Source organism: Streptomyces sp. NPDC043870 (genome assembly GCF_056435785.1).
Genome location: NZ_JBWKDT010000008.1, coordinates 36,895 through 62,662 on the forward strand (window position 1 = coordinate 36,895; position 25,768 = coordinate 62,662).

Annotated in this window: 25 protein-coding genes and 1 pseudogene; 17 read left to right on the plus strand and 9 right to left on the minus strand. The window is 71.5% G+C overall.

What is annotated here, in order from left to right:
- The first annotated feature begins 147 nt into the window (after positions 1-147).
- The 14 genes and pseudogenes from AC0699_RS12880 (at position 148) to AC0699_RS12945 (ending at position 11,957) form a co-directional block, all read left to right on the plus strand.
- Positions 148-792, plus strand: coding sequence for a TetR/AcrR family transcriptional regulator (locus AC0699_RS12880; RefSeq protein WP_478659183.1), 645 nt, complete (start codon positions 148-150; stop codon positions 790-792).
- A 45-nt stretch (positions 793-837) separates the two neighbouring features.
- Complete coding sequence (locus tag AC0699_RS12885) at positions 838-1,788, plus strand: alpha/beta hydrolase (protein ID WP_478659185.1); 951 nt, start codon at positions 838-840, stop codon at positions 1,786-1,788.
- A 2-nt stretch (positions 1,789-1,790) separates the two neighbouring features.
- Positions 1,791-3,125 (plus strand): aminotransferase-like domain-containing protein, encoded by a 1,335-nt coding sequence (locus tag AC0699_RS12890; RefSeq protein WP_478659187.1) that lies wholly within the window; start codon positions 1,791-1,793, stop codon positions 3,123-3,125.
- 207 nt (positions 3,126-3,332) lie between these two features.
- Positions 3,333-3,935 carry a TIGR03086 family metal-binding protein gene (locus AC0699_RS12895; RefSeq protein WP_478659189.1) on the plus strand — a complete coding sequence of 201 codons (603 nt, stop codon included), beginning with the start codon at positions 3,333-3,335 and terminating at the stop codon, positions 3,933-3,935.
- A 32-nt stretch (positions 3,936-3,967) separates the two neighbouring features.
- Positions 3,968-4,228 carry a hypothetical protein gene (locus tag AC0699_RS12900; RefSeq protein ID WP_478659191.1) on the plus strand — a complete coding sequence of 87 codons (261 nt, stop codon included), beginning with the start codon at positions 3,968-3,970 and terminating at the stop codon, positions 4,226-4,228.
- 16 nt (positions 4,229-4,244) lie between these two features.
- Complete coding sequence (locus AC0699_RS12905; protein WP_478659193.1) at positions 4,245-5,219, plus strand: ferritin family protein; 975 nt, start codon at positions 4,245-4,247, stop codon at positions 5,217-5,219.
- The gene (locus tag AC0699_RS12910; RefSeq protein ID WP_478659195.1) at positions 5,155-5,547 is read left to right on the plus strand and encodes a holo-ACP synthase; all 393 of its coding nucleotides are present in this window, start codon (positions 5,155-5,157) and stop codon (positions 5,545-5,547) included. The genes AC0699_RS12905 and AC0699_RS12910 overlap by 65 nt, the downstream gene beginning before the upstream one ends.
- Positions 5,544-5,969 carry an acyl-CoA thioesterase gene (locus AC0699_RS12915; protein WP_478659197.1) on the plus strand — a complete coding sequence of 142 codons (426 nt, stop codon included), beginning with the start codon at positions 5,544-5,546 and terminating at the stop codon, positions 5,967-5,969. Before AC0699_RS12910 ends, AC0699_RS12915 begins: the two co-directional genes overlap by 4 nt.
- On the plus strand, positions 5,966-7,549 hold the full coding sequence (locus AC0699_RS12920; protein ID WP_478659199.1) for an AMP-binding protein: 1,584 nt from the start codon (positions 5,966-5,968) through the stop codon (positions 7,547-7,549). Before AC0699_RS12915 ends, AC0699_RS12920 begins: the two co-directional genes overlap by 4 nt.
- A 3-nt stretch (positions 7,550-7,552) precedes the next feature.
- A pseudogene (locus tag AC0699_RS12925) lies at positions 7,553-7,771 on the plus strand (NADH:flavin oxidoreductase/NADH oxidase); the annotation flags it as partial.
- 238 nt (positions 7,772-8,009) lie between these two features.
- Entirely contained in the window at positions 8,010-9,095 is a 1,086-nt protein-coding gene (locus AC0699_RS12930; RefSeq protein ID WP_478659201.1) for a WD40/YVTN/BNR-like repeat-containing protein, read from the plus strand.
- A gap of 57 nt (positions 9,096-9,152) precedes the next feature.
- Positions 9,153-9,830 carry a uracil-DNA glycosylase gene (locus AC0699_RS12935; protein WP_478659203.1) on the plus strand — a complete coding sequence of 226 codons (678 nt, stop codon included), beginning with the start codon at positions 9,153-9,155 and terminating at the stop codon, positions 9,828-9,830.
- Positions 9,827-10,948, plus strand: a complete 1,122-nt coding sequence (locus AC0699_RS12940; RefSeq protein WP_478659205.1) for an N-acetylglucosamine kinase — start codon at positions 9,827-9,829, stop codon at positions 10,946-10,948. Before AC0699_RS12935 ends, AC0699_RS12940 begins: the two co-directional genes overlap by 4 nt.
- 88 nt (positions 10,949-11,036) lie before the next feature.
- The gene (locus AC0699_RS12945) at positions 11,037-11,957 is read left to right on the plus strand and encodes a sirohydrochlorin chelatase (RefSeq protein WP_478659207.1); all 921 of its coding nucleotides are present in this window, start codon (positions 11,037-11,039) and stop codon (positions 11,955-11,957) included.
- 192 nt (positions 11,958-12,149) lie between these two features.
- Here the strand turns inward: AC0699_RS12945 and AC0699_RS12950 are convergent, their stop codons facing one another.
- The 3 genes from AC0699_RS12950 to AC0699_RS12960 form a co-directional block, all read right to left on the minus strand.
- Positions 12,150-13,202, minus strand: coding sequence for a lactonase family protein (locus tag AC0699_RS12950; RefSeq protein ID WP_478659209.1), 1,053 nt, complete (start codon positions 13,200-13,202; stop codon positions 12,150-12,152).
- A gap of 58 nt (positions 13,203-13,260) precedes the next feature.
- A complete protein-coding gene (locus AC0699_RS12955; RefSeq protein ID WP_478659211.1) occupies positions 13,261-14,544 on the minus strand; it encodes a nitric oxide synthase oxygenase in 1,284 nt (427 codons plus the stop codon).
- 273 nt (positions 14,545-14,817) lie between these two features.
- Positions 14,818-16,323 carry an FUSC family protein gene (locus AC0699_RS12960; protein WP_478659551.1) on the minus strand — a complete coding sequence of 502 codons (1,506 nt, stop codon included), beginning with the start codon at positions 16,321-16,323 and terminating at the stop codon, positions 14,818-14,820.
- A gap of 235 nt (positions 16,324-16,558) precedes the next feature.
- Between AC0699_RS12960 and AC0699_RS12965 the strand changes: the two genes are divergently transcribed.
- On the plus strand, positions 16,559-17,041 hold the full coding sequence (locus AC0699_RS12965) for an Lrp/AsnC family transcriptional regulator (protein ID WP_478659213.1): 483 nt from the start codon (positions 16,559-16,561) through the stop codon (positions 17,039-17,041).
- Between the two features lie 36 nt (positions 17,042-17,077).
- Positions 17,078-17,770 (plus strand): HAD family hydrolase, encoded by a 693-nt coding sequence (locus AC0699_RS12970; protein WP_478659215.1) that lies wholly within the window; start codon positions 17,078-17,080, stop codon positions 17,768-17,770.
- Between the two features lie 45 nt (positions 17,771-17,815).
- On the opposite strand, the gene AC0699_RS12975 is transcribed toward AC0699_RS12970, so the two are convergent.
- From AC0699_RS12975 to AC0699_RS12995, 5 genes are read right to left on the minus strand one after another with little or no spacing between them, the layout of a single operon-like run.
- Entirely contained in the window at positions 17,816-18,979 is a 1,164-nt protein-coding gene (locus tag AC0699_RS12975) for an MFS transporter (protein ID WP_478659217.1), read from the minus strand.
- 4 nt (positions 18,980-18,983) lie between these two features.
- Entirely contained in the window at positions 18,984-19,466 is a 483-nt protein-coding gene (locus AC0699_RS12980; protein ID WP_478659553.1) for a GNAT family N-acetyltransferase, read from the minus strand.
- A 59-nt stretch (positions 19,467-19,525) separates the two neighbouring features.
- Complete coding sequence (locus AC0699_RS12985) at positions 19,526-20,704, minus strand: type III PLP-dependent enzyme (RefSeq protein WP_478659219.1); 1,179 nt, start codon at positions 20,702-20,704, stop codon at positions 19,526-19,528.
- Between the two features lie 8 nt (positions 20,705-20,712).
- Complete coding sequence (locus AC0699_RS12990; protein WP_478659221.1) at positions 20,713-22,032, minus strand: DUF6271 family protein; 1,320 nt, start codon at positions 22,030-22,032, stop codon at positions 20,713-20,715.
- Complete coding sequence (locus AC0699_RS12995) at positions 22,014-23,087, minus strand: phytanoyl-CoA dioxygenase family protein (RefSeq protein WP_478659223.1); 1,074 nt, start codon at positions 23,085-23,087, stop codon at positions 22,014-22,016. The genes AC0699_RS12990 and AC0699_RS12995 overlap by 19 nt, the downstream gene beginning before the upstream one ends.
- 283 nt (positions 23,088-23,370) lie before the next feature.
- On the opposite strand from AC0699_RS12995, the gene AC0699_RS13000 reads away from it, so the two are divergent.
- On the plus strand, positions 23,371-24,894 hold the full coding sequence (locus tag AC0699_RS13000; protein WP_478659225.1) for a glycoside hydrolase family 3 protein: 1,524 nt from the start codon (positions 23,371-23,373) through the stop codon (positions 24,892-24,894).
- Between the two features lie 196 nt (positions 24,895-25,090).
- On the opposite strand, the gene AC0699_RS13005 is transcribed toward AC0699_RS13000, so the two are convergent.
- Positions 25,091-25,519, minus strand: coding sequence for a secondary thiamine-phosphate synthase enzyme YjbQ (locus tag AC0699_RS13005; protein WP_478659227.1), 429 nt, complete (start codon positions 25,517-25,519; stop codon positions 25,091-25,093).
- Positions 25,520-25,768 lie beyond the last annotated feature (249 nt).

Below are 25,768 nucleotides of genomic sequence, written 5' to 3' on the forward strand. Positions count from 1 at the left end.
CTGTGCGCGTTCGACCGCGCCTCAACTAACCGCACGGGCGTACACTAAACGAACTCTCCCACATGTCCGCACGGTCGTCCACATAATGGAGTAAGTGCCTGGTCACCGAGCGGACACCCCCCGGTGGGAGGTAACGGGAGGTGTTCCTTGGCAAGGACAGCAACGGACGGACGGATCGAACGCGGCAACCAGACCCGGCGGGCGATCCTCCAACGAGCCGTCAGGATCGCGTCGGTGGAGGGCCTCGACGGCCTGTCGCTCGGCCGCCTCGCGGGCGAGCTGGACCTCAGCAAGAGCGGTGTGTTCGCCCTGTTCGGATCGAAGGAGGAGTTACAGCTCGCCACCGTGCGCGCCGCCATCAAGGTCTTCATCGAGCACGTGGTGCAGCCGGCCCGCGACCTGCCCGCCGGTCTCGGCCGGCTGAGGTGCCTGTGCGGCAACTGGCTCTCCTACTCGGCACAGCGCGTCTTCCCGGGCGGATGCTTCTTCTACTCGGTCTCGGCGGAGTACGACGCACGCCAGGGCAAGGTGCACGACGCCGTGGCGAGCGCGCACGGCAACTGGTTCATCCTCGTCGAGCAGATGATCGACGAGGCCGGGGAGGCGGGCGAGATCCGCGCGGACACCGACGCCGCCCAGCTCGCCTTCGAACTCGTCGCGCTGCTGGAGATGGCCAACGCCGAATCGGTACTCCACGGCAACTTCACCTGTTACAGCCGGGCGGCCGACGGCATCGTCAGCCGGCTGCGCGGCATCGCGACCGACCCGTCGCTCATTCCCGACACCCTTTGAACCGCCCGCGACCGCACGGCCCGCGGGCCCTGGACCGGAGGCACCATGCCATTTGATCCGCAGTTGCAGACCCTGTACGACCGGCGCGCAGCGGAGGGCGTCCGCCCCCTGTACACCATGACGCTCGAGGAGGCGCGCGCCGCCGACCTCGCGGCCATCCGGGCCGAGGCCGGCACCCCCGAGCCGGTGGACCAGGTGCACGACCTCACGATCCCCGGCCCCGGCGGACCCCTGCCGGTGCGCGTCTACCGGCCGGCGGGCGAGGGCCCGCTGCCCGTGCTCGTCTACTTCTTCGGCGGCGGCTGGACGCTGGGTTCGCTGGACACCAGTGACGCGCTCTGCCGGAACCTAGCCAACTCCGTCGGCTGCCTCACCGTCGCCGTCGGCTACCGCCTGGCCCCCGAGCACAAGTTCCCCGCCGCCCCCGAGGACTGCTTCGCGGGCGTGCGGTGGGCCGCGGAGAACGCCGGCCGGTTCGGCGCGGACGCGAGCCGTCTGGCCGCCGGCGGTGACAGCGCCGGCGGCAACCTCGCCGCGGCCGTGACGCTCATGGCCCGTGACGCGGGCGGCCCGGACATCCTGACCCAACTGCTCGTCTACCCGAACACGGACTACCTGGCGGACACCCCGTCCCGCCGGGAGAACACCGATCCGCTGCTCTTCAACGACAAGTCGGTGCACTGGTACTGGGACAACTACCTCGCCGGCCCGCAGGACGGGACGCACCCGCTCGCCTCCCCGCTGCGCGCCCCCGACCACTCCGGCCTGCCGCCCGCGCTGGTGATCACCGCCGAGTACGACCCGCTGCGCGACGAGGGCGAGATCTACGCCCAGCGGCTCAGGGAGAGCGGGGTACCCGCCGAGTCGACCCGCTACCCGGGGATGGCGCACGGCTTCTTCACCATGTCCGGCACGCTCGACGCGGCCCGTCGGGCCGTCGAACAGGCCGCCGCGCATCTGCGCACCGCCTTCGCCGATGCCGCGAGCAGGGGCTGACGATGACGGACACCATCGCCTCCCCGGCGCTTGCCCTTGAGGACCTGCACGCCTCGCTGACCGATCCGGTGCTCGACGCGATGAACTTCCTCAACGAGGTCGTCGCCCGCTTCCCCGAGGCGCTCTCCTTCGCTCCCGGCAGGCCGTCCGAGGGCGCCTTCGAGACGGCGGACCTCGCGCGCCACCTGCGGTCGTACACCGACCACCTGGAGCACGCACGCGGCTGGTCGAAGGAGCGGGTGCGCACGCACCTCTTCCAGTACGGACGCACCAACGGCATCATCCACGAGCTCATCGCCCGCACTCTGGCCAACGACGAGGGGATCCACGTCGCCCCCGAGGCGATCGTCGTGACGACCGGCTGCCAGGAGGCGATGCTGCTCGCCCTGCGGGCGCTGTTCGCCAGGCCTGAGGACACACTCCTGGTCAGCTCGCCCTGCTACGTCGGCATCACCGGCGCGGCCCGCCTGCTCGACGTCACGACGCATCCGGTGCCGGAGGGTGCGGACGGGCCGGACCCGGAGGCGTTCCGGGCCGCTGCACGCCGGGTGCGTCGGGCGGGCGGACGGCCGCGCGCCCTGTACGTGGTGCCGGACTTCGCCAACCCGTCGGGCACGAGCATGACCGTGGCCGCCCGCGAACGGCTCCTGGAGGTCGCGGCGGAGGAGGACCTGCTGATCCTGGAGGACGATCCCTACGGGTTCTTCGTCCGCGCCGGATCCGCCCGCCCGACCCTGAAGTCGATGGACCGCGAACGCCGGGTGCTCCACCTGGGGTCGTTCGCCAAGACCGCGCTGCCCGGCGCCCGCGTCGGATACGTCGTCGCCGACCAGGAGGTCGTCGGCCCCTCCGGCCGACGGTCACTGCTCGCCGACGAGCTGTCGAAGATCAAGAGCATGACGACGGTCAACACCTCGGCCATCGGCCAGGCCGTCATCGGCGGACTGCTCGTCGAGTGCGACTGCCGACTGCGCGAGGCCAACGCCGAGGCCATCGCCTACTACGGCACCAACCTGGCCACGCTGCTCGGCGAGCTGGAGCGGCACTTCCCCGCAGAGCGCCGGCGGGAGCTGGGCATCCGCTGGAACGAGCCGACGGGCGGCTTCTTCCTCGTCGTCGACGTCCCGTTCGTCGCCGACACCAAGGCCCTCGAACACTCGGCGCGGAACTTCGGCGTGCTGTGGACGCCGATGAGCGACTTCTACGCGGAGGCCGGCGGAGAGCGCCGGGTCAGGCTCTCCTGCAGCGCCTTGACGCCCCATCAGATCGTCGAGGGGGCGCGCAGACTGGCCCGGTTCATCGAGTCCCAGGCCGCCGAAGCGGCCGAGCGGTCCTGACGCAGCGGCACCAGGGGTCCCCGGCGGGGCAGGCACAACGTCGGCCTTCAAGACCACCACCAGGTCTCGGAGGCCGACGCCACGCGAGGGCCCGGATTGACCGACAGCGTCGAACGCCGGACGGGCCCCGGCTCGTCCATGATCTTAAAAATGAACGCACGGTCGTGCTATTGTCTTCTCGGACAACCACTCACCGAAGGGGCCCGCATGGATATCCGGAATCTCGACCGGACGGCTGTGCTGGAGACCGTACGCCTCGTGCAGCAGGCCACGCCGACGGACTGGGACCTGCCGACACCGTGCGCCGGCTGGACGCTTCGTGATCTCGTGGCCCACATGGTGGGCCAGCACCACGGCTTCGCGGCGGCCGCCTCGGGAGCCGGTGACGACCTCGCCGTATGGCAGCCGGGTGTTCTCGGTGACGATCCGTCGGCGACTTACCGGGCCGCTGCCCGGGCCGCCGTCGACGCCTTCGACCGGCCGGACATACTCACCCGGGAGTTCACCCTCCCCGAGATCAGCACCACCAGGCGCTTCCCGGCCTCGGTCGCGATCGGTTTCCACTTCCTGGACCACGTCGTCCACGGCTGGGACGTGGCCCGCACACTCGGCGTGCCCCTGAATCTCGACGAGGAGGCCGCCGAGGCCGCCCTCATGATCGCACTGCGGGTACCGGACGACGAACGCAGGCTCGGACCCGACCGGCTGTTCCGCCCCGCCCTGCCCGCGGCGCCCGGCGCGGGCTCCCTGGACCTCGCGCTGACCCAGCTCGGCAGGTCCCCCGACTGGTCCGCCGAGGCGGCCCTGTAGTCACCGGCCCGTACACGCCACAGGGAGACACCTTGCTCAGTGAACTCAAGCAGCACGTCGCACGGCGCCTCGGTCTGACGGAGGAGGAGGTGTTCGCCGGGCAGCCGCTGTCGGCGGTCCTCATCGCCTCACCGAGCGCGATCAACTCCATCGACCTCCTGGACGCGTTCGCGGGCGCGCTCGCCGACACCGGCTTCGACCAGGACGTCGAACTCCCGACGATGACCCTCGACCACACCGCGGAGGATGTCGTCCAGGCCCTCGGCAAACAACTCGCGTCCACCTCCTCCTGAACGGAAGGCGAGACACATGCTGATCATGACCGACATCGTCGGGGAACTCCGCTCCGGAGCCACCATCACCGATGTGCTGCGCGCCCAGCAGAGCTACCACGAGCAGCGCCGCTGGTCGTCCGACGAACTCTTCGACGGCCGCCGCCTCTCGCAGCCGAGCGAGGGCGACAAGGCCGCCCTGTGGCACGCAGCCCGCGCCGAGCTCACCACCCAGCCGGCCGGCATCCGGCTCGCCGTGGACGGCGTCAAGCTCGCCAACGAGATCCGCGAGTCCAACCCGCTGGGCAGCGACGTCCTGCACATCGCCGCAGCCTGGTCGGCCCGCTACTGGCTGGAGGAGGAGGCCCACCACGAGGTCTCCTTCGGACGCCTGATGGAGATGTCCGGCATCGACCCGATCGACGTGGAGGAGGTCGTCGAGCACCGGGGGGCGTTCCCCACCGACAACTACGCCCGGGTGTGCATCCTGCAGGCCTGCGTGGAGATCGAGGCTTGTGTCTCGTACCAGCACGCGGCCCGCACGAGCAAGGACGAACTCGTGCACGACGTCTTCCACACGATCATGAAGGACGAGGTGCAGCACCGGCAGTACTTCGCCGCCTTCGCCAAGGCCCTGCTGGAGTCCGGGGTCTACCCCGTCAAGGACGTGCTGTCGATGGCGTACACCTGGATCCGGCCCGACGGCGGCGAGACCTTCGGCTCGACGCGCGAGGCCCAGACCGAGCGTCAGGGCTTCGTCAACTGGTGGGAGCGGGTCCGGACCGACGAGGCCGAGTTCGCCCTCGACGACGACGCGCTGCACGAGGGGTCGGTGCACGCCCGGAAGTTGAGCAGTGTGTTCGCCCTGGTGCGTGAAGTCACCGGCATCGAGACCCGATCCTACGAGGACGTCAAGCGTGCCTACTTCGCCAGCCTCCGCACGAACGATGTCGACCGGATTCGATCTGCAGTCCGTCGCGGAGCTCCGGCAGAGACTGCACTTGCGGGATAGCGCAGCGGTGTTCACCACCGGGGAGCGGTCGCACTGCCGCTCCCGCCCCGACCCGGACGCGTCCCTGGCGGGGTTGCTGTCGGCCAAGGAGGCCTTCATCAAGGCGCTCAGCTCGATGGGAGGGGCACCCGCGTGCACCTTCCCCGAGATCGAGGTCGGCCACGGCCCCGCCGGGCAGCCCCGGCTGCGGCTGCACGGAGACATCGCCCGCTGGTGCCAGGAGCGGAACATCGCCGCCGAGGTGTCGATCAGCCACACCAGCGGCATGGCCGGCGCCGTGGTCGTCCTCCTGGCCGAGCCGACGACGAGCGAAGGGCTCCCTTCATGACAACCGTCACACCGCCCGACCTGGAGCACGCCTGTGAAGTCGCCCTGCGCCCCAACGACTTCGACTGGGCCGGGCACCTGAACAACAGCGTCTACGTCCAGCTCCTCGAGACCGGCCGCTGGGAGTGGGGGCTCGCCCACGGCGTCGACGCGCGCGAGGGCACCCTGGTCGCCGTCGTGCTCCAGCTCCACCTGGACTACCTCCAGGCGGTCGACTGGGATCCGGTCGGCCGCCTCGTCGTCCGCACGTCCCTCGCGGAACGGTCGGCCTACAGCTTCACCCTGGCCCAGGACGTCGAGCGGCCCGACGGCACCAAGGTGGCCAGGGGCCGGGTCCGTCTGGGGCTCCTCGACCGGCACACCAAGCGCGTCCACCGGGTCAATCTGGACACGATGCTCGACGGGCCCGGGAGAACAGCGTGACCGAACGCACACAGGGAACGACCGGGAACGCTCCGGCCGCGACCGGAACCACCCTGCCCGGGGCCCTCGCCGCACAGACCCACCGCACCGACGCGACCGTCACCTTCGGCACCTCCGCCCGGCGGGAGACCCTGACGTACCCCGAGTTCGCCGAGCAGGTCGCGGCGGCGGCCGGCGGCTTCGCCGGACAAGGCGTGCGCCCCGGAGACCGCGTGATGCTCCGTATCGGCAGCTCCCGCGAAAGCGTGCTGGCCCTGCTGGGGCTGATGCACCTGGGCGCCGTCCCCGTGTCCGTGAAACCGCGCGTGCCCGGGGCGGTCGTCGAGCAGTACCTGGCCGCGGTGGCGCGGCAGCAGCGCGCACGCCACGCTTACCGGATCTCCGGGCACGGCCTGAACGAACTCGGGCTGGAACTGCGCCCGACGCGGGCGCCCGGGCCCGCACCCGGGGATGCGGAGGACATCGCGTTCGTCCAGTACACGAGCGGCTCCACCGGCATGCCCCGCCCCATCCCGCTCAGTCACCGCGCGGTCCTCGGCAACATCGAGGCCATCCGTGCCGTCTCCGGCATGCAGCCCGGCCACGCCGGCATCATCGCCCTGCCGCTCCACCACGACATGGGCCTGATCGGAGCGCTGACCGCGCTGACGCAGGGCGCCGATCTCGTCGTCGAGGAGCCGGGCACCTTCCTGCGCAGGCCCTTGGCGGCCCTGCGCCTCGTACGGGACGCCGAGCGAGTCCACAGCGCCTTCCCCGACTTCATGCTGCGCTACCTGGCGGCCCGGATCTCGGAAGCCGCCGAGAGGGAGAAGCCGGACCCGGGACTGTTCCGGGCCTGGAGCACCGTCTACTGCGGCGCGGAACCCATCCGGCGCGCATCGGTCGACACCTTCCTCGAGGCGACCGCCCCGTGGGGCTTCGGTCCGTCGGCGCTGGTGTTCTGCTACGGCCTCGCCGAAGCGGTCCTGATGGCCACCACACACCGCTTCACGGACCTCGCGACCGGCTTCCGCACCCGGGGCCCGGTCACCACCGCCTGCCTCGGCACCGCTGTGCCCGGCCTCGACTTGCGCGTCGTGGACGAGTCCGGACGCGACTGCCCGGAGGCGGAGACCGGCCGGGTACAGCTGCGCGGTGACACGCTGTTCAACGGGTACGACGGCGCCACCGACCACCGCACCACGTGGTTTGACACCGGCGACCTGGGCTACCTCGACGCGGGCCGGCTCTACCTCAGCGGTCGCCGCGGCGACCGCGTCTCCGTCAACGGCACGAACGTCTTCGCCGCGGACGTGGAAGAGGTAGCGGGGGCGGAACCGGGCGTCGCGGAGTGTGTCGCCCTCCCGTACGGCGCCTCGTTCGCCGTCGTGGTCGTACCGGAACGGGGCCGGCATGTCGACACCGACCGCATCGCGGCCCGTGTCACCGCGGACTTCGCCGTTGCCCCGGAGACCGTGCTCGAGGTCCCGCGCAGCGCCGTCGTCCGCACGGCGAGCGGCAAGCCCGCGCGCACGTACATGGCGACCCGACTGGAAGAAGGCGGACTGCTACAGCAGGGGGCGACCGCCACCCGGCCCTGAGACGTGCCCTTCGCCGCCCGGGTCAGGGCCGAGACGGGTCTGCCGGCGGCGGCGGTCGGGCTGATCACCGAGGCGGGGCAGGCCGAGAAGACCGTCTCCGACGGTGAGGACGACGCACCACTGCTGGGCCGCGAGTGCCTGCACAGCCCGTCGTGGGCGCCGCAGGCGGCGCACGAGCTCGGCGGCCGCGTCCGGATCCCGGAGAAGTACCACCGCTCGGTCGGACGGGCGCATGACGGTCCGGGCACAGCTACGGGCACACGTACGGGCACAGGTACGGACACGGGCAGGCCGCCGTGGACGGCTGTCGGCCCGGCAACGGCGCCGGCCCGGGCAGGTGCGTGCTACGCACCCACGCCGGCGCGGCGACAGCGCGTCGGTCCCGATCCATGGGCCACTGTCAGTGGTCGGGTGCAGACTGGCCCGTATCCGTGACAACGGCGTCCTGGAGGTGTCGGCGATGACCGACGTACTTCTCGCAGTAGGCACTCGTAAAGGGCTCTTCATCGGCCGCAGGCGCGGCGGCCGGTGGGACTTCGACGGCCCGCACTTCAACGCGCAGGCGGTGTACTCGATGGGGATCGACAAACGCCGCGACACGCCACGGCTGCTCGTCGGCGGCGACAGCTCCCACTGGGGTCCGTCCGTGTTCCACTCCGACGACCTGGGGGCGACCTGGACCGAGCCGGCGAAGCCCGCGGTCAAGTTCCCGAAGGACACCGGAGCGTCCCTGGAGCGGGTCTGGCAGCTGCACCCTGCGGGTCCCGCCGCCCCGGACGTGGTGTACGCGGGGACCGAGCCGGCCGCGCTCTTCCGCTCCGAGGACGCCGGGGAGACCTTCGAGCTGGTGCGACCGCTGTGGGAGCACCCCACCCGGTCGAAGTGGGTGCCGGGCGGCGGCGGTGAGGCCGTGCACACCGTGGTCACCGACCGCCGGGACGCGGACTCCGTGACGGTCGCCGTGTCCACCGCCGGGGTGTTCCGCAGCCGCGACGGCGGCGCCAGCTGGAATCCCTCCAACCAGGGCGTGTCGGCGGTGTTCCTGCCCGATCCGCACCCCGAGTTCGGCCAGTGCGTCCACAAGATCGCGCAGGACGCGGGCGATCTGGACCGGCTGTACCTCCAGAACCACTGGGGGGTGTACCGGAGCGACGACGCGGGCGCCGAGTGGACCGACATCGGCAAGGGCCTGCCGTCCGACTTCGGCTTCGCCGTCGCCGCGCATCCGCACCGCGCGGATGTGGCCTACGTCTTCCCCATCAACGCCGACGCGGACCGCGTCCCGGCCGGACGCCGATGCCGCGTCTACCGTACGAGCGACGCGGGCGCGAGCTGGGAGCCTCTCGCGGCCGGACTTCCCGAGGGCGACCACTACGGCACGGTGCTGCGCGACGCGATGTGCACCGACGACGCCGACCCGGCAGGGGTGTACTTCGGCAACAGGAACGGTGAGGTGTACGCGAGCGCGGACGACGGGGACAGCTGGCAGCAGCTCGCCTCCCATCTGCCGGATGTCCTGTGCGTCCGGGCGACGACCCTCGGCTGAGGGCCGGTTGACAGTGGATTGATCGCACCACTCGCTGCACCAGTAGAGTGACGCCCCGTGGCAGCACGACCTTTGAAAGAGATCGTAGAGCCGGGCTGGGCGGATGCCCTCGCGCCGGTGGCCGAACGCATCACCGCGATGGGCGACTTCCTCCGCGCGGAGATCGCTGCAGGGCGCACGTATCTGCCGGCGGGAGCGCATGTACTGCGCGCCTTCCAGCAACCGTTCGACGAGGTGCGCGTCCTGATCGTCGGCCAGGATCCGTATCCGACCCCAGGGCACGCCGTGGGGCTGAGCTTCTCGGTGGCGCCCGAGGTGCGGCCGCTGCCGGGCAGCCTGGAGAACATCTTCCGGGAGATGCACACGGACCTCGGACTGCCCAGGCCCTCCAACGGTGATCTCACACCGTGGACCCGGCAGGGGGTGCTGCTGCTCAACAGGGCGCTGACGACGGCTCCCCGTAAGCCGGCCGCGCACCGTGGCAAGGGCTGGGAGGAAGTGACCGAGCAGGCCATCCGGGCCCTGGTCGCCCGTGGCAAGCCGATGGTGTCGGTGCTGTGGGGGCGTGACGCGCGCAATCTGCGGCCGCTGCTCGGCGAGCTGCCCGCGATCGAGTCCGCCCATCCCTCGCCCATGTCGGCGGACCGTGGCTTCTTCGGCTCGCGCCCGTTCAGCAGGGCGAACGACCTGCTGGCCCGCCAGGGGGCGCAGCCGGTCGACTGGCGGCTCGCGTGACCGTCGGCGGGACGCCGGGCGGGTGGGTGCTCGGCGTCGACTCCGGTGGCTCCGGCCTGCGGGTCGCCGTGGCGCCGGCCGGAGCGCCGGCCGCCGCCACGGCGACCGCGTCGCGGGAGCCGGTTCGCACCGGGCCCGGCGGCATCGACGCCGCGCATCTGCTGGAGCAGCTGCTGCCGATGGCACGAGGGCTGCTCGAGCGGGCCGGCGTGACCGGCACCCCTCCGTCGGCCGTCGCCGCCTCGGCGCCGCCTCTCGACGGCGGTTCTGCCCCTGCCTCGGGCGCCGGCGGCACGGGCGGGGAACCGGGTCCGTCCGGGCTCGTCGCCGTCGCGGTCGGGGCCGCCGGCATGGTGACGCTCGGGGACGAGCTGCGTGCCGTGCTGCCCGGCGCGCTGGAGGCGGCCTTCGGGGTGCGCAGCGTGGCGCTCGCCGCCGATGCCGTGACCGCGTACGCGGGCGCGCTCGGCCAGCGTCCCGGCGTGGTCGTCGCGGCCGGCACGGGCATGATCGCGCTGGGTACGGATCTGACGAGCTGGCGCCGTGCGGACGGCTGGGGTCATCTGCTCGGCGACTGCGGCGGCGGAGCCTGGATCGGCCGCGCGGGCCTGGAAGCGGCGATGCGCGCCCATGACGGGCGCACGGGCGGTTCGGCCGCGCTGCTGGCCCGGCTCGAGGCGGTGTTCGGCCCGGCGGAGGAGCTGCCGGGACTGCTCTACCCCCGCTCCGACCGGCCGGCACTGCTGGCCTCGTTCGCCCCGGAGGTCTCACGCTGCGCGGCGGACGATCCGGTCGCCGGAAGCATCCTCGCCGACGCCGCGGACCACATCGCGGCGGCGGCCGCAGCCGTCTGCCCGCCGGCGTCGGCCGGAGAGTGCGAAGTCGCCCTGACCGGTGGCCTGTTCGCGATGGGCGACCCCCTTGTCGTACCACTGCGGGACGCCCTCGCACGGCAACTTCCGCATGCCCGGCCGGTGTCCCCGGCCGGCGATCCGCTGGCCGGCTCGCTGACACTCGCCGCCGCGCTCGCGACCGGATCGCTGACGCTGCCGACGGATCCGCGCATGCTCCGTCTGGCGACTCCACCCTCGGATCAGACCGGGACAGGCAGCAATTAACGAACTCATCGGATAAATACGGACAGACAGCGCTCGACCGCCCCCTCCCCGAACAGCGACGACGACAAAACCAGTAGCATGCGGCGCCATGAGCTCCCCCACTGGGCCCGCATCCGGCCTGCCTGTACGAATGCCGCGACCCCGCCAGCCCGGGCGGCACCGCCGCCCGGAGCCCGTGGCGGCCCCCGAGGGCGCGCCCGCGCTCGTTCTCGCTGTGCCCGGCACCCCGACCTCTGCGATACGCGGCCTTGCCGAGGAAGTCGTCAGCATCGCCCGTTCCGAGCTGCCCGGCCTCGAGGCCGCGATCGGCTACGTCGACGGTGACGACGCCGAGTACCCCACGCTGGGGAGCGTGCTCGCCCAGGCTGCCGCGCTGCGCACCGAACGGTACGAGCTGGCCAAGTCCGCGGGCCGTGAGGTCGCGGAGCCCGTGGGCCCCGCCTCCGTCGTGGTTCCGCTGCTGGCCGGCCCGGACGCCGCCCTGACCCGGCGGATCCGTCAGGCCGTCATGGACAGCCGCACGACCGCTGAGCTGACCGATGTCCTCGGCCCGCACCCCCTGCTCGCCGAGGCCCTGCACGTACGGCTGTCGGAGGCCGGTCTGGCGCGCGCCGACCGCGCCCGGCTGTTCACCGTCGCCACGGCCGCCGACGGCATCGTGCTGGCCACGGTCGGTGGCGACGAGGCCGTCCAGGCCGCGGGGATCACCGGGATGCTGCTGGCCGCGCGGCTCGCCGTGCCGGTGATGGCCGCCGCGCTGGACCAGGAGGGTGCGATCGCCGCGACCGCCGAGGAGCTGCGCGCATCCGGTTCCGGACAGCTCGCGCTGGCTCCGTACCTGGTCGGCCCCGAGCTGCCGGAGGGCCTGCTGGAGGCCGCCGCGGCGGAGGCGGGCTGCGCCGCGGCCGAGCCGCTGGGCGCGTACCCGGCGATCGGGAAGCTGGTGCTCGCCAAGTACACGACCGCGCTCGGCATCACGCCGCAGCCGCAGGGAGCTCAGTCCCACTGACCGGCTCCGCCTCCGCGTCCGCACAGACGGAAAGGGCCTGCGCCGAGAGGCGCGGGCCCTTTCGTGCGTGCTGAGCTCGTACGCGCGCTGAGCGCGTACCTGCTGAGCTTGTTCGTGCTGCGCTTGTTCGTGCTGAGCTCGTGCGTGCTGAGCTCGTGCGTTCTGAGCTCGTGCGCGACGAGGCGCACACCATCAGGCGAAGACCACGCAGGATGCCGCCGGGGCCTCGATCGAGCCCGCCCTGCGCGGCACCCCGGTCTTCTCGTCGATGTCGAACCAGGTGACGTCCCCGGAGCGCTCGTTCGCGGCGTACAGACGCGTTCCCGTGGGATCGAGGGCGAGGTCGCGTGGCCAGTGGCCGCCGCAGGGCACGGTGGTGACCAGCCCGGCGCTCGCACCGCTCGCCTCGAGCGCGAGCACCGCGAGGGAGTCATGACCTCGGTTGGCGACCCACAGGAACCGGCCGTCGTGGGCCACGGCCACCGCCGAGGCGAAGCTCGGGTCCTCGAACCCGCCGGGCAGCACCGCGGTCTCGCCGAGCGGCTCGAGCGTGCCCGTGTCCGGGTCCCAGCGGCAGACGGTCAGCGTCGGCTCCAGTTCTCCGAGGACGTACGCATGGCCTCCGGCGGGGTGGAAGGCGAGCTGGCGCGGTCCCGTGCCGGGCCGCAGCGCGGTCTCACCACGCAGGGTCAGCTCCCTTGTGCCGGCGTCGAGTTCACAGACGCGCACCGAGTCGGTGCCGAGGTCGACGCTGAGGATCCAGCGCCCGGTGGGATCGGGGAGCACCTGGTGGGCGTGGGGGCCGCGCTGCCGCTCCGGGTGCGGGCCCCGGCCCTCGTGCCGCAGGACACGGGTGGCGGCCCCCGGCTCTCCGCCGGGGCCGACGGGGAGCGCGCTGACGCTGCCCGAGGTGTAGTTGGCGGTGAGCAGATGGCCTGCGGCGAGGGCGAGATGGGTGGGGCCCGCCCCGCACACCGGCACGGGCGCGCCGATGAGCCGGGGCGGCCCCTCACCCGCGATGTCGAATGCCGCGACGGCTCCCTCCGCGGTCTCGGAGACCGCGTAGAGGACCGGACCGCTCTCCGCGACGCCGAGCGCCAGGTACGACGGATCGGCGACGGCGTCCGTCACGGCGGTCCCCGTCAGGGCCCCGGTGTCACCGTCCACGGCGGTCGTGATGATCCCGCGCCCGCCCGCCGACGTGAACGATCCGATGAATGCCCGTCCGGCGCTCGTACCGCCCACTGCGCTCCTCCTCTGCCGTCGGCCTGTTCGCTGCCCGGCCGACGGTAGCAGGCGCGGTCTAGACCAACCCCGTGTCCTCGCCACGGGCCCGCGCCAGCGCCTCCGGATGGTGCACGAAGGCCGGCTTCAACTCCGCGGTGTCGTACGTACGGTGGAAGACCGGTGTGGCGGAGCCGGAGATCGGCGGAACGATCCAGGACCAGTCGGCGCCCACCCGGCGTCCCTTGCTCTCCTCCTGGTCGAGATGGGCGAGGAAGCGGCACGACTCGGTGTGGTGGTCGGTGACGGTCACTCCGGCGCGGTCGAAGGAGTGCAGGACGGCCCGGTTGAGTTCGACCAGTGCCCGGTCCTTCCAGAGGGTGCGGTCGGTGGAGGTGTCCAGACCGAGCCGGTCGGCGACGACCGGCAGCAGGTCGTAGCGGTCGGTGTCGGCGAGATTGCGGGCGCCGATCTCGGTGCCCATGTACCAGCCGTTGAAGGGGGCCGCCGGATAGCAGATCCCGCCTATCTCCAGGCACATGTTGGCGATGGCGGGTACGGCGTGCCAGCGCAGGCCGAGGGCGGCGTGCCAGTCGTCGTCGGGGTGGCGCACGGCGACTTCCAGCACGGCGTCGTCGGGCAGCGTGAACCAGCGAGGTTTGTCGTCGCTGCCCTGGATCACCAGCGGCAACAGGTCGAAGTGCGTGCCCGGGCCCCCGGGCCAGCCCAGGCGCGCGGCGTACGACGTGAGTCCGGTGTTGCGCGGATCGCCGGTGCATCCGCCGCGCCCGTCGGCGTAACCCGCGTACCGCACCAGCTGTTCGTTCCAGATGCGGGGGCCGGGGTGGTCCGGTGCGTCGGGTGCGAAGACCGTGATGACGGGTCTGATCCGGCCGCCGTTGGTCGCTTCGCGCAGATGGGCGGCGGCCTCGACGGCGATGGTGTCGGCATCGCGGATGTCACGGCGGTCCCGCACGCGCAGCGAACGCCAGTAGAGCCTGCCGATGCAGCGGTTGCTGTTGCGCCAGGCGACGCGTGCCCCGTGGGCGAGTTCGGCGGCGGTGTGCCGGTACGTACCCGTCGCGTCGATCTCGGCGTGCACCGCGGCTATCCGGGGGCCCGGATCGCCCGCCCCGGCCCCCTCCTGGTGGTACAGCCGCAGGAACTCCTCGGCCTCCAGCCGCAGTCGGGCCGTGTCGCCCGGCGCGGGGCGGAGCGGGGGGTGACCCGGCGGCCCGTGGTGGCCCACCGGGCATTGCGCGGGCGGATCAGGCTGCTCCGCCCGGGCCTTCTGATCGCCGGAAGGCTCGGCACGTGACGGACGGTTCTTGTGTGCGGCGGCTCTTCGACGGTACTTCCGCATGATGCGCACCCCGGGTGGTGAAGGGGACGGTGGATGCCGAGCGGACTACCCCGAACGGGGACTGGTCCACCCGGTAAGTGCCAAGTGCACGTGCCTGGTTGACCGTGATACGACCCACCGTGCCATATCCGTCACGCTGCGGTAAGCCGCATGCAGGGGCCTCGCCGGGTTGCTGTACGGGCGGACACGGGTTGCTGTACGAGCCGACCCGGATTGCCGTACAAGCCGGCCCCGATTGCCGTACAAGCGCGCTCGTACGTGCCGCAAGCGTGCTCAGGCGGAGACCAGCGGGGCGCGCGGGGACGTCCGCAGCGGTGTGGCGAGGCCCGAGAGCGCCCTCTCGAGCCCGTGCAGATGAGTGAGCGCGGCCTCGGCGCCCGGATGGTGCTTCGGATCCGGCACGGCGGTGTCCGAATGCGCCTGGGCCGGCTCGGCGTCCGGCGACTCCAGCGCGTGCACGGCGGCCTCGACGCGCCAGCAGGCGGCGGCCAGGCGCGCGTCGTGGGAGGCGTACGGGTCGGCGGCGACAGCGGCCAGTCCGCGCACCTCTCGGGCGCAGTCGTCGAGCAGCGCGAGCACCTGCCGGGCACGTGCCTTGCGGGCGCGCAGCGGGCTCAGCGGGTGGACGAGCGGCGCGAGCGACATCCGTACCCGGGCAAGGAGCAGTTCCAGCTCGGCGGCGTGCGGCGCCGGGTCGGCGCCGGCGTCCCCGGCCAGCCGTCGCATCGCGACCGTGGTGCACTCGTGCACGCAGCGCACGGCGCGGCGGATCCAGGCATTGGTCGCGGTGTGCGTGGTGACGGGGAGGACGAGGGCGACGCCGAGCACGGCGCCCAGGGCCCCCACCGCCGTCTCCTCGAAGCGGAGCAGCAGCAACCCGGGGTGGAGCACGCCGAGCAGTCCGTACAGCAGTCCTGCCATGACGGTGACGAAGAACATCATCCAGCTGTAGGAGAGTGCGGCGGTGTAGAAGATGCCGAAGACGCAGACGGCGACGAGCGCTGCGGTGGGCCCGGGCGCGCCGCCGAGCGGGATCGCGACGAGCAGTCCTGCCGCGATGCCCGTGACGGTGCCGACCACCCGCCGGAAGCCGCGGACGAGGGTCTCGCCGCGCGAGGCGGTGTTCACAAAGATCCACCAGGCGGTGCCGACGGCCCAGTACCAGCGTTCCTGGGACAGCAGCTGGCCAACGGCGAGCGCGACACCGCAGGCCAGGGTGGTCTGGAAGGCCTGTCGTGTGGTGAGGCGGGCCAGCCCCCTGCCGGGCAGTGGGGTGGGCGCGGCGGGCGGCGGCGTACGGCGCTCGATGCACCACGCCCCGAAGCGGACTCCCGAGCACGTGGCGAGGGCGAGCGCCACCGCGCCGTACAGCTCCGGCAACTGCGCGGGGACCGCGTGCAGGAACTGGGTGGTGAAGAACATCATGAACGCGAAGATCCCCAGCGCGTGTCCGCGCGGGCCCCAGCGCCGCGCGTACACCCCGAGGAAGACCACGGCGAGCCAGGACGCGTCCCGCAGCAGCGGTACGCCGTGCAGGGTCGTCGCGAGCGCGAGGGTGGGGAAGCCGACGGCCGGCAGCAGGGCCGTGGTGACGGTCTGCCGCCGGACGGTCGGGTCGGCGACGGTGAAGAGCGCCAGGAGTGCGGCGAGGCCTCCCGTGATGGAGGCGGTGAGGGAGAGTCCGGCCAGCTCGGCCGCGGCGACCGCCGCAGCGACGCCGAGCACGGCCCGCGCGGAGATCCGCAGCCGCACCCGCCCGGGGTCGGGAGCCACGAACATCCTCATCACGCACTTCTTCACGACGGTCGTCCCGCCCCCTCGCTCACACACCTCTGCAGACATGGCAAAGGCGCCGCGGGTCCGGTCCGGCTCCGTTGCCGTCCGGCGCTGCGCAGCGCCCTCTCTGAGCACAGGAAAGCATCCGGGCGGACAGTGGCTCAACCGGCCGGCCGGTGAGTGGGCCATTGGTATCGTGGAGAGTGCGTTTCATGGGCCGGGAGGAGGCCAACGGACCATGGCCGTGGACGAGCTCGACACCCGAATCCTGCGGCTGCTGATCGAGCAGCCGCGCACGAGCGTGCGGGAGTACGCGCGCATCCTCGGGATCGCGCGCGGCACGCTGCAGGCCAGGATCGACCGGCTGGAGCGGGACGGCGTGATCACCGGTACCGGACCGGTGCTCTCCCCGGCCGCCCTCGGCCACCCGGTGCTGGCGTTCGTCCACATCGAGGTCACGCAGGGTCGTCTGGACGAGGTGGGCGACGCCCTGGCGGCGGTGCCGGAGATCATCGAGGCGTTCTCGATCACCGGCGGCGGGGATCTGCTGACCCGGGTGGTGGCCCGTGACAACGGTCATCTGGAGGACGTGATCCAGCGCCTGATCAACCTGCCGGGTGTGGTCCGTACGCGCACGGAGATGGCGCTGCGCGAGCGTGTGCCGCACCGGCTGCTGCCGCTCGTGGAGTCGGTCGGCAGAGCCACACGCACGGCGCGCTGACGGCCTTCCCCGCGGCCGGTTGGCATGCTGGGGTGCATGAGCACTGCGCGGACTGCCGTCATCTTCGATCTCGACGGGACGCTCGTCGACAGCGAGCCCAACTACTACGAGGCGGGGCGCCGGGTCCTGGCCGGGTACGGCGTCACCGACTTCAGCTGGGAGCACCACACGCGTTTCATCGGGATCGGCACTCGCGAGACGCTGGAGCGCCTGCGCGAGGAGTACGGGCTCGACGCGCCGATCGAGGATCTGCTGGCCGGCAAGAACCGGAACTATCTGGAGCTGGCCCGCGCCAAGACCGAGGTGTACCCGCAGATGCGTTCGTTCGTGGAACTGTTGCACGCCGTGGGCGTACCGATGGCGGTGGCCTCCGGCTCCTCGCGCGCGGCCATCGAGGCGGTGCTGGCGGGTACCGGTCTCGATGCGTTCATCGACACCCTCGTCTCCGCCGAGGAGGTCGCCCACGGCAAACCGAGGCCCGATGTCTTCCTGGAGGCGGCGCGCCGGCTCCTCGCGGACCCCGCCGACTGTGTCGTGATGGAGGACGCACCGCCCGGGGCGGCGGCAGCGCACGCCGCCGGGATGCGCTGCATCGCCATCCCCTATGTGCCCGAGAGCGCGACCGACGAGGCGTTCCGCACGGCAGGGCTGATCTTCCCCGGCGGGCAGCCGGAGTTCACGGCGCAGGCCGCGTACGACTGGATCGAGCGGTCGGCTCCGTCCTTCTGAGTCCGCGCTCGCCGGACCTCGACCCGCTGCGCGGCAAGGCATGGCTCAGCCGCTCACCGGCGTCCAGCGGATCTGTGTACTGCACAGGGAGACCACGACCGCCGCTGCCGCGACCACTGCCAGGCCCCACACCAGGCTGCTCGAACTCGCCACGAAACCGATGAGGGGTGGCCCGGCCAGCAGACCCGTCGTGCCCATCGCGGCGACCAGTGCCAGCGCCTGCGAGCCCTGTTTCGCCGCGGCCACATAGACGCAAGGGGTCACGGCCGCGCAGCCCAGTCCGACGCAGGCGAACCCGATGAGGGCCGCCGCCGCTCCCCCGCTCACCAGGGCGAAGGCCAACCCGGCGGCGGCCAGTGCACTGCCCAGCAGGACGACGCGCCCGTCGCCCCAGCGGCTGCGCCAGCCGTCGGCGAAGAGCCGGGCCACCACCATCATGCCGGACACCACGGCGATGCCCATGGGCGCCAACTCCGCGGAGGCATTGGCGACTTCCCTCATGTAGAGGGCGGACCAGTCGTTCATGGCGCCCTCGGTCACCGTGCCGAACACCATGGCACAGCACATCCAGAGCGTCATCCGGGACGGAAGGCTCCATCCGGTGCGGCTCTTGCTCTGCCTCTCCTCCGCGGGAGCCTCGCCTTCGAGGAGACCGGGGCGCGCCAGAGCGACCAGCAGGACGAGGACCACGGCAGCCACGCCGAAATGTGCCGCGACGGAGGACGCCACCGCGGTCACACCGGAGGCGAGCAGCGCCGCGATCAGGGAGCCGGCGCTGAACGTCGCGTGCAGCCGGGCCATGGCGTTGCGTTCGTGCCGGGTCTCCAGTGCCGTTCCCTGTGCGTTCATGGCCACGTTCAGACACCCCACGCACACCCCGTCGGCCACCATGACCAACAGGGCGACCGGATAGTCCGGCGCCGCGGCGAGTGCCGGAAGCAGCAGGGTCAGACAGAGCGCCGACAGCAGCGCCAACCGTGCGGAGCCCAGCCGCTGCACGAGCACCGGCACCAGGGGAAACGACGCCACCGCGCCGATACCGGCCGCCATCAGCAGCACCCCCACCTCGGCCTCGGTCAGCCCGAGGTCCGCCTTGATGGCGGGGATGCGCGAGGCCCAGGTGGCGTACTGGAAGCCGAGGGAACAGAACAGTGCGGCGATGGCCAACTGGCCGCGGTGAAAGGGATCACGGACACGCAACACGCACATCAACTCACTTCGTCGAATCGGCCATCGCCTTGGACATGTAGACGGCGTTCGCGCCGTAACCGCCCGGGGAGATCCCCGGGTACGCGCTGAACCCGCGCGCCGACCAGAAAGGCTCGCTGCAGCCGACGGCGATCAGCGAGATCCGCTCGAACCCGCGCGAACCGGCGGTCAGGATCAGGTGGTTCAGGAGCCGCTGCCCCAGTCCCCTGCCGCGCAGGCGCTCCGCGACAACGATGTCGTGCAGGTGCAGATTGCGCGGAGTACGCGAGGGCACCGCCGGCTCCCCGGCCCGCGAGGGCACCGCGGGTTCCTCCGCCCGTTCGAGGCTCGGGAATCTGAAGGGCGGACACGGCAGTGCCAGCAGGTACCCGGCCGGCCGGGCGCCGACGTCCAGGACGAAACTGGTGTCCGGCGAAGCGTCCGCCCTGGACCGCAGGGCCGCGCGCCCCTCCGAGAGGCCGAGTTCCGCGTAGGTCCGGGATTCCATCGCCGCGATGGCGTCCCAGTCGGCGTCGTCGATGTGGCGTATGTGTACGCCGTCGCCGCTCACGGGCGTCCTCCGCCCGTGCAGGTGTACGGCAGCGGGGCGAAGCCGTTGAAGCCCTGGGTCGTGTAGCTGACCGCGTAGGCGCCGCTGGCGAGCACCCAGACGGGATCGCCGGATGCCAGATTCCGGGGGACGTGCACGAGGCCGTGGCCCTGGGTGTAGGCGTCGTCGCTGTCGCAGGTGGGACCCGCGACCACGGCGGGGACGTACTCGGCATCAGGGTGCGTGGGGAAGACGAGCGGGTACTGCAGCGCGTCCATCTCGTAGAGGCCGTTGAACTTGCCGCAGCTCAGGTAGAGCCAGTACTGGCGCTCGCCGTCGGGGCGACGTCGCTCGGCCAGCCGGGCGACGTGGGCCCGGATGGCGCCGTGGTCGGCGACGAGGTGGCGCCCCGGCTCCATGACGAACGCGAGATGCTCGCCGTGGACTTTCCTGAGATGGCGCATTCCCTCGCGGATGACGGCGAGGATCTTGTCCAGCGGAGGCTCCAGTGGTGTGCCGTACCGGTCGAGGTATCCGAGGGCCGGCAGACCGCCGCCGAGGTTGACGTGGTCCAGCCGTATCCCGCGCCGGCCCAGGGCGGTCAGGACGTCCGCCAGGCACTCGACGGCGCTGTGCCAGGCGTCCGCCGTCATCTGCTGGGAGCCGACGTGCACGGACAGACCGGAGGGTGTCAGGCCCTTGTCCGGCGCCGCCCGAAGGATGCGCACCGCCTCGGTGGGCGTGCAGCCGAACTTGTCGCTGAGGCCCCACAGCGCCCCTTCGCCGCTGGTCGCCAGCCTGCAGAAGACGCGGGCTCCCGGGGCGTGGGCCGCAATGGCCGCCAGGTCCTCGACGCTGTCGGTCGCGAAGTCCCTGACGCCGAGGCGGTGGGCGTCGGCGATGTCCCGGTCCGACTTGACGGTGTTGCCGTAGTGCATGTTGCCGACCGGCACGCCCGCGCGCAGCGCCTGCTCCAGTTCGCGGGGGCTTGCCGCGTCGACTCCGGCACCCTTCCCGGCCAGACGGGCGAGCACCTCGTCCACCGGGCAGGCCTTCATGGCGAACCGGACGGCGACGCCGGGCAGTTCACGCCGCAGTGTGTCGTAGCGGTCTTCGATTCCGGTCAGGTCGAAGACGATCCGGTCCTCGGTCGCGCCCGCCAGGGCGGCGAGCAGTGGTGCGGACTCGTGCGCCATGGCCGCTCTCACCCTTGCTGCCCGGGCGTCGGGACCACGGAGGTGAGTGCGGCCGCCCGCACCAGCGGCTCCCATGCCTCCACCAGCAGAGCGAAGTCCTCGATGTCGCTGCGCGCTTCGTCGAGGAGGCGTGCGCGGCGCTGCCGCAGGAAGCCGGCGAACTCCGCATATCTGCCGCCCAGTTTGCGGTACGCGGCGTCGAGGACGTCCAGCCGGTGGACGTTCTCACTCCGGTCGAGCCCTGCGCTCTCCCTCGCCAGCAGGGCTACGGCCGACGCGCGCACCTGCCCCCGTTCGTCGAGCAACGACGCGCCGGTCCGGCCCATGTGGTCGTAGACGAAGTTGAAGTAGAGCATCGACAGCAGGAACTTGACGAAGCGCAGCTGGTACGCCATGAAGCCGGAGTCGGTGCGGCGTTCGCCGGTGTAGAAGTTGACGATGTTCCGGTTGTGCAGGACGCCCGGCAGTGCGGCGTCGTGGACCAGGTGGATCAGGAAGTAGTCGCTGCCGATGGTGTCGGTCGCGGGCGGCAGGGGCACATGTTCGTGCACGTCGTGGAAGGCGATGTTGCACATGTCCACGCGCATCGGGTCGACCACGGTCAGCATGGAGTGGTCCCCGGTGAAGGCGTCCGTGCCCGCGCCCCGGAAGGACTGGTCGACGAGTTGCCTCCGCTGCTCGCCGGACCAGTGGACGGGTGCCCACAGACCGACCATGTCGTGGTAGACGTCGGGGTCGATGCGGAGTATCTCGCCGATGTCCACGGACAGTTCGCCGACGAAGGAGCTGCCGACCATCGCGACCTTTCGGTCCATGTGCTCCGCTGCCAGTGCGATCTCGGTGACGTGGCGCGCGACGTCGGCCGCGCGCCTGCCGAGCAACATCAGCTCGTGGTGGACGGGAAAGACGGTCCGGCCGTCCACGACCTGGTACCGGCTGTCGGAGTCCCTGCGGTGGACGGACTCGCAGCCGAGCGCGGCGGCGACGAGGAAGGCGCGGTTGGTGCAGGCGCCGTAGGACACGCCGGCCGGGAGCATCAGATCCAGCAGGAGGTCGGGCTTCACCGCTTGGGCCCGGTCGATCACCCGCCGCAGGAAGTCCCACTGCCGCGCCTCGTCGAGATGGTGTACGACGATCCGTGGATCACCGGGTATGCGGCGCAGGGCCTCGGCGTGCTCGGTGTACGCGGGCGCGGCGCAGGAGTCCAGGATCAGGAGGTGCACCTCGGTGTCGAAGTGCTCGGCGGCGTAGGCCGCTTCCTCGGCCACGGCCGCGATGGTCGCCGTGCAGGGCCTGTTGGTCGGCAGGGTCAGACAGATTCGGCGCATGTCTCTTCTCCGGCCGGCTCTTCCGTCTCGTCGAGGTCTGCTCCGCTCCAGGTCGTGAGGCCCAGCAGCTTGGCGCCGAGTTCGTCGAGCGTGGCCCTCCCGTACCTCAGGGACTCGTGTCGCGTGGCGTCGCCGAGCAGCGTCGCATTCCAGTCCGGCGTGCTGATCGTGCGCCATGACTCGGCCCGGGAGCGTCGCATGGTCCGGTGGGACTCCAGCGCCGGCATCATCGACAGGTACTGGACCGCGCGCACTTCGCCGTCGGAGGTGTTCGGTGCCACGCCGTGTGCGAGCAGGCCGTTGAAGATCAGCAGGTCACCGGCCTCGAGTTCCGGTCGCACCACGGGGAACTCCGCGCGGTCGATCCTGGGCCGGATCGGGTCGCGGTCCTCCGGCTGGAGTGCCTTCCACCGGTCGAACTGCCGGAACAGCTCGGGGCAGCACTGGAAGCCGCCGAGTTCCGGCCCGGTGTCGTTCAGGGCGATGATCCCCTGGACCCGCTGCGGCAGTACGCCGAGTGTGGTGTCGACGTCCCAGTGGAGTTCGATGTCGAAGCCCTGCTCCGTGCGCGGGATGAGGGCCCGGTCACGGTTCTTGATGTTGGGCGGGTTCAGATTGAGCCGGTCGAGCGTCACCCACAGTTCTTCGCAGTCCCAGACGTCGACGAACGCGTCGTAGACCCGCCGCGTCTGGCGACTGTCCCAGAGGAGCTGGTGGTGATAGGCCTCGACGAAGCCGTAGATGTGCAGTTCCCGGTCCAGGTCGGAGCGGTACTCGCGGTCCTCGTACCAGGTCTCCGGCCGCTCGGGGTCGAGTCCCTGGAACTCCCAGGCGAAGTCGAGCAGTTGCCGGGCCAGGGTGGTGGGGATCGCCTGCTTCACCACGACGTAGCCGTAGGTCTGCCATGAGGCGAAGTCCTCCTCGGAGAGGACGCGCAGCGGGCGGATCTTCTTCAGGTCCCGCAGGGGTGTCTGGGCGAGATAGGCCTCGCCGTCCGAGCTGAAGTAGGGGATGTTCGAAGGGGCTCGATGGAGATAACGGTCAGTCGTGGGCATACGGTGCTCCACACCTCGATCTCAAGTACCGGCGACCCCAGCCGGGCCACCAACTGCGCGGAGTGAGGGACGGCGGCCGTTCCGGCAGGGCCACTGCACCACGGGCCACACCAGCCCCTCTTCGAACTCGCGCATCACTAAGTTGGACTAGACCAACTCGACCTGTCAAACATCGCAGTTGAGGGCGCGTTTTCGCCAAGTCGGCGCGATTCGAACCCACTTGACACGAGCGGCTAGCCTGAGCGGAAACGCATTGGTCTGTACCAACGGAAGGGCGCATGCAATGGTCTCCAGCAAGCACAGCGAGGAGTTGCGGCGACTGGCACGCCGCGTCCTGCAGCCGGGGTTCGTGGGCACCAAGGCGCCCGACTGGGTGCTGCGCGAGATCGCCGACGGGCTGGCATCGGTGGTGCTCTTCTCCCGCAACATCGTCACGCCCGAACAGGTCGCCCGGCTGACCGGCCGACTACGCGCGGAGAACCCCGAGTTGATCATCGCGATCGACGAAGAGGCCGGGGACGTCACCCGGATCGAGTCCGCGACCGGCTCCACCCGGCCGGGCAGCTTCGCCCTCGGAACGGTCGACGACACCGAGCTGACCGAGGCCGTCGCCGCCGACCTGGGCCGCCAGCTGCACGCCGCCGGGGTGAGCCTCGACTACGCGCCCAGCGCGGACGTCAACTCCAACCCGGACAACCCGATCATCGGGGTCAGGTCCTTCGGCATCGACGCCAAGGTGGTGTCGCGGCACACCGGCGCCTGGATCCGGGGCCTCCAGTCGGGCGGTGTCGCCGCCTGCGCCAAGCACTTCCCCGGCCACGGCGACGTGGCCGTCGACTCCCACCACGGCCTGCCCGTCTACGGCGCCGACCGCGCGCAGATCGCCGCCGAGGCCCTGCCACCGTTCCGGGCCGCCCTCGACGCGGGCGTCCGTGCGGTGATGAGCGGCCACCTGCTGGTCCCCGCCTACGACCCCGATCTGCCCGCCACCCTGAGCCGACGCGTCCTGGACGAACTGCTCCGTCAGGAGCTCGGCTTCGACGGCATCATCGTCACCGACGCCATCGAGATGGGCGCCGTGGCCGACCGCTACGGGATCGGCGGGGCCACGGTCAGAGCCGTCGCCGCCGGCGCCGACGCCGTCTGCGTCGGTGGCGAGAACGCGGAGGCGGCCACCGCCCGGCAGCTCGTGGACGCCCTCGCGGACGCCGTCGTATCGTGGGAGCTTCCTGAGGAACGGCTCGAGGAAGCGGGCCGCCGGATCCGGGAGTTCGCGGCCTGGTCGACCGGCCTGCGCCCGGCCCATGCCGCCGACTGGGACACCGGCGGCATCGGCTTTGCGGCCGCCCGCCGGGCCATCCGCCTGCAGGGAGCCGTACAGCACCTCCTGCCCCTGGTCAACGCACCGCACGTCGTGGAGCTCGTGCCCACCACCAACCTGGCCATCGGCAAGGAGACCCCCTGGGGTGTGGCCACCCCGCTGGGCGAACGGCTGCCCGGAACAACCTCTGCCCGGGTGCGCCGCGAGGAGCTGCGGCCACCGACCACCGCCCTGGAGACGCACGCACTGGCGCCCGCCGCGGGGCGGCCCCTGGTCGTGGTCGTCCGCGACGCCTCCCGGCACACGTGGATGGCGCACGCCCTCGCCGACCTCGTCGCGGCACGTCCCGACGCGATCGTCGTGGAGATGGGCCTGCCGGGCGCCGCTGTCCCCGGAGCGGCTCAGATCTTCACACACGGCGCCACCGCCGCGTCCGGGGTGGCCGCCGCGGAGGTACTGGCAGGTGCCCTTCAGTACAAGGTGTAGTCCGGTTTCCGCCCCAGGGCACGGGGTCCGGGGACTCCCCGTAATCAGGCCGCTCCTCCTCGTGGGCCACGGCGCCGGGGTTGTCGTCGCGGATTCCGGCGCGTCGATCGATGTTCCGCCCAACGGACGCTCTGTTCAGTGAGCCGACGGGGAAGCAGAACCACGGCAACCACGTCCGACAGGTGATGAGTCCGGATCAGGAGCCGGCAAGAAAGGACAGACGCACCTTTCGCTCACGATTGTCCTTGTTGGTGTCCACCAGACAGACGGACTGCCAGGTGCCGAGCTGCAGCCGGCCGCCGACGACGGGCAGCGTGGCGTGCGGCGGTACGAGTGCCGGCAGGACGTGGTCGCGGCCGTGGCCCGCGCTGCCGTGCCGGTGCTGATAGCGGTCGTCGGCGGGGAGCAGGACATGCAGTGCGGACAGCAGATCGTGGTCGCTGCCGGCACCGGTCTCGATCAGGGCGATTCCGGCAGTCGCGTGCGGCACGAAGACATTGAGCAGGCCGTCGCGGCCCGTGGCGGCCTCGTCGAGGAACTTCTCGCACTCGCGGGTCAGATCGGTCACGGCTTCGACCGTGCCGGTGGCCACATTCAGGACTCGGGTGGTGAAGGCTTCTGGCATACCTTCATCCTCTCGCTCACCTTGCAAGATCGCGCGGCCGTCCGGTGAGACACCGTTGACCCGTCACTGAACCGGTCGCTCGGTTCTGCACCATGGGGCGTACAGACTTGCTCACCACGCGCGGTCACCTCGACCTGCTGCGGGTGGCCTCCGCCGCGTGGTGCCGCGGCTGGTGACGCCTTCTCAGTCTCAGCGCGGGGAAGCGAGCCAGATGCGCATCCCACCCGCAGGTCCGCAGCAGACCTGCCG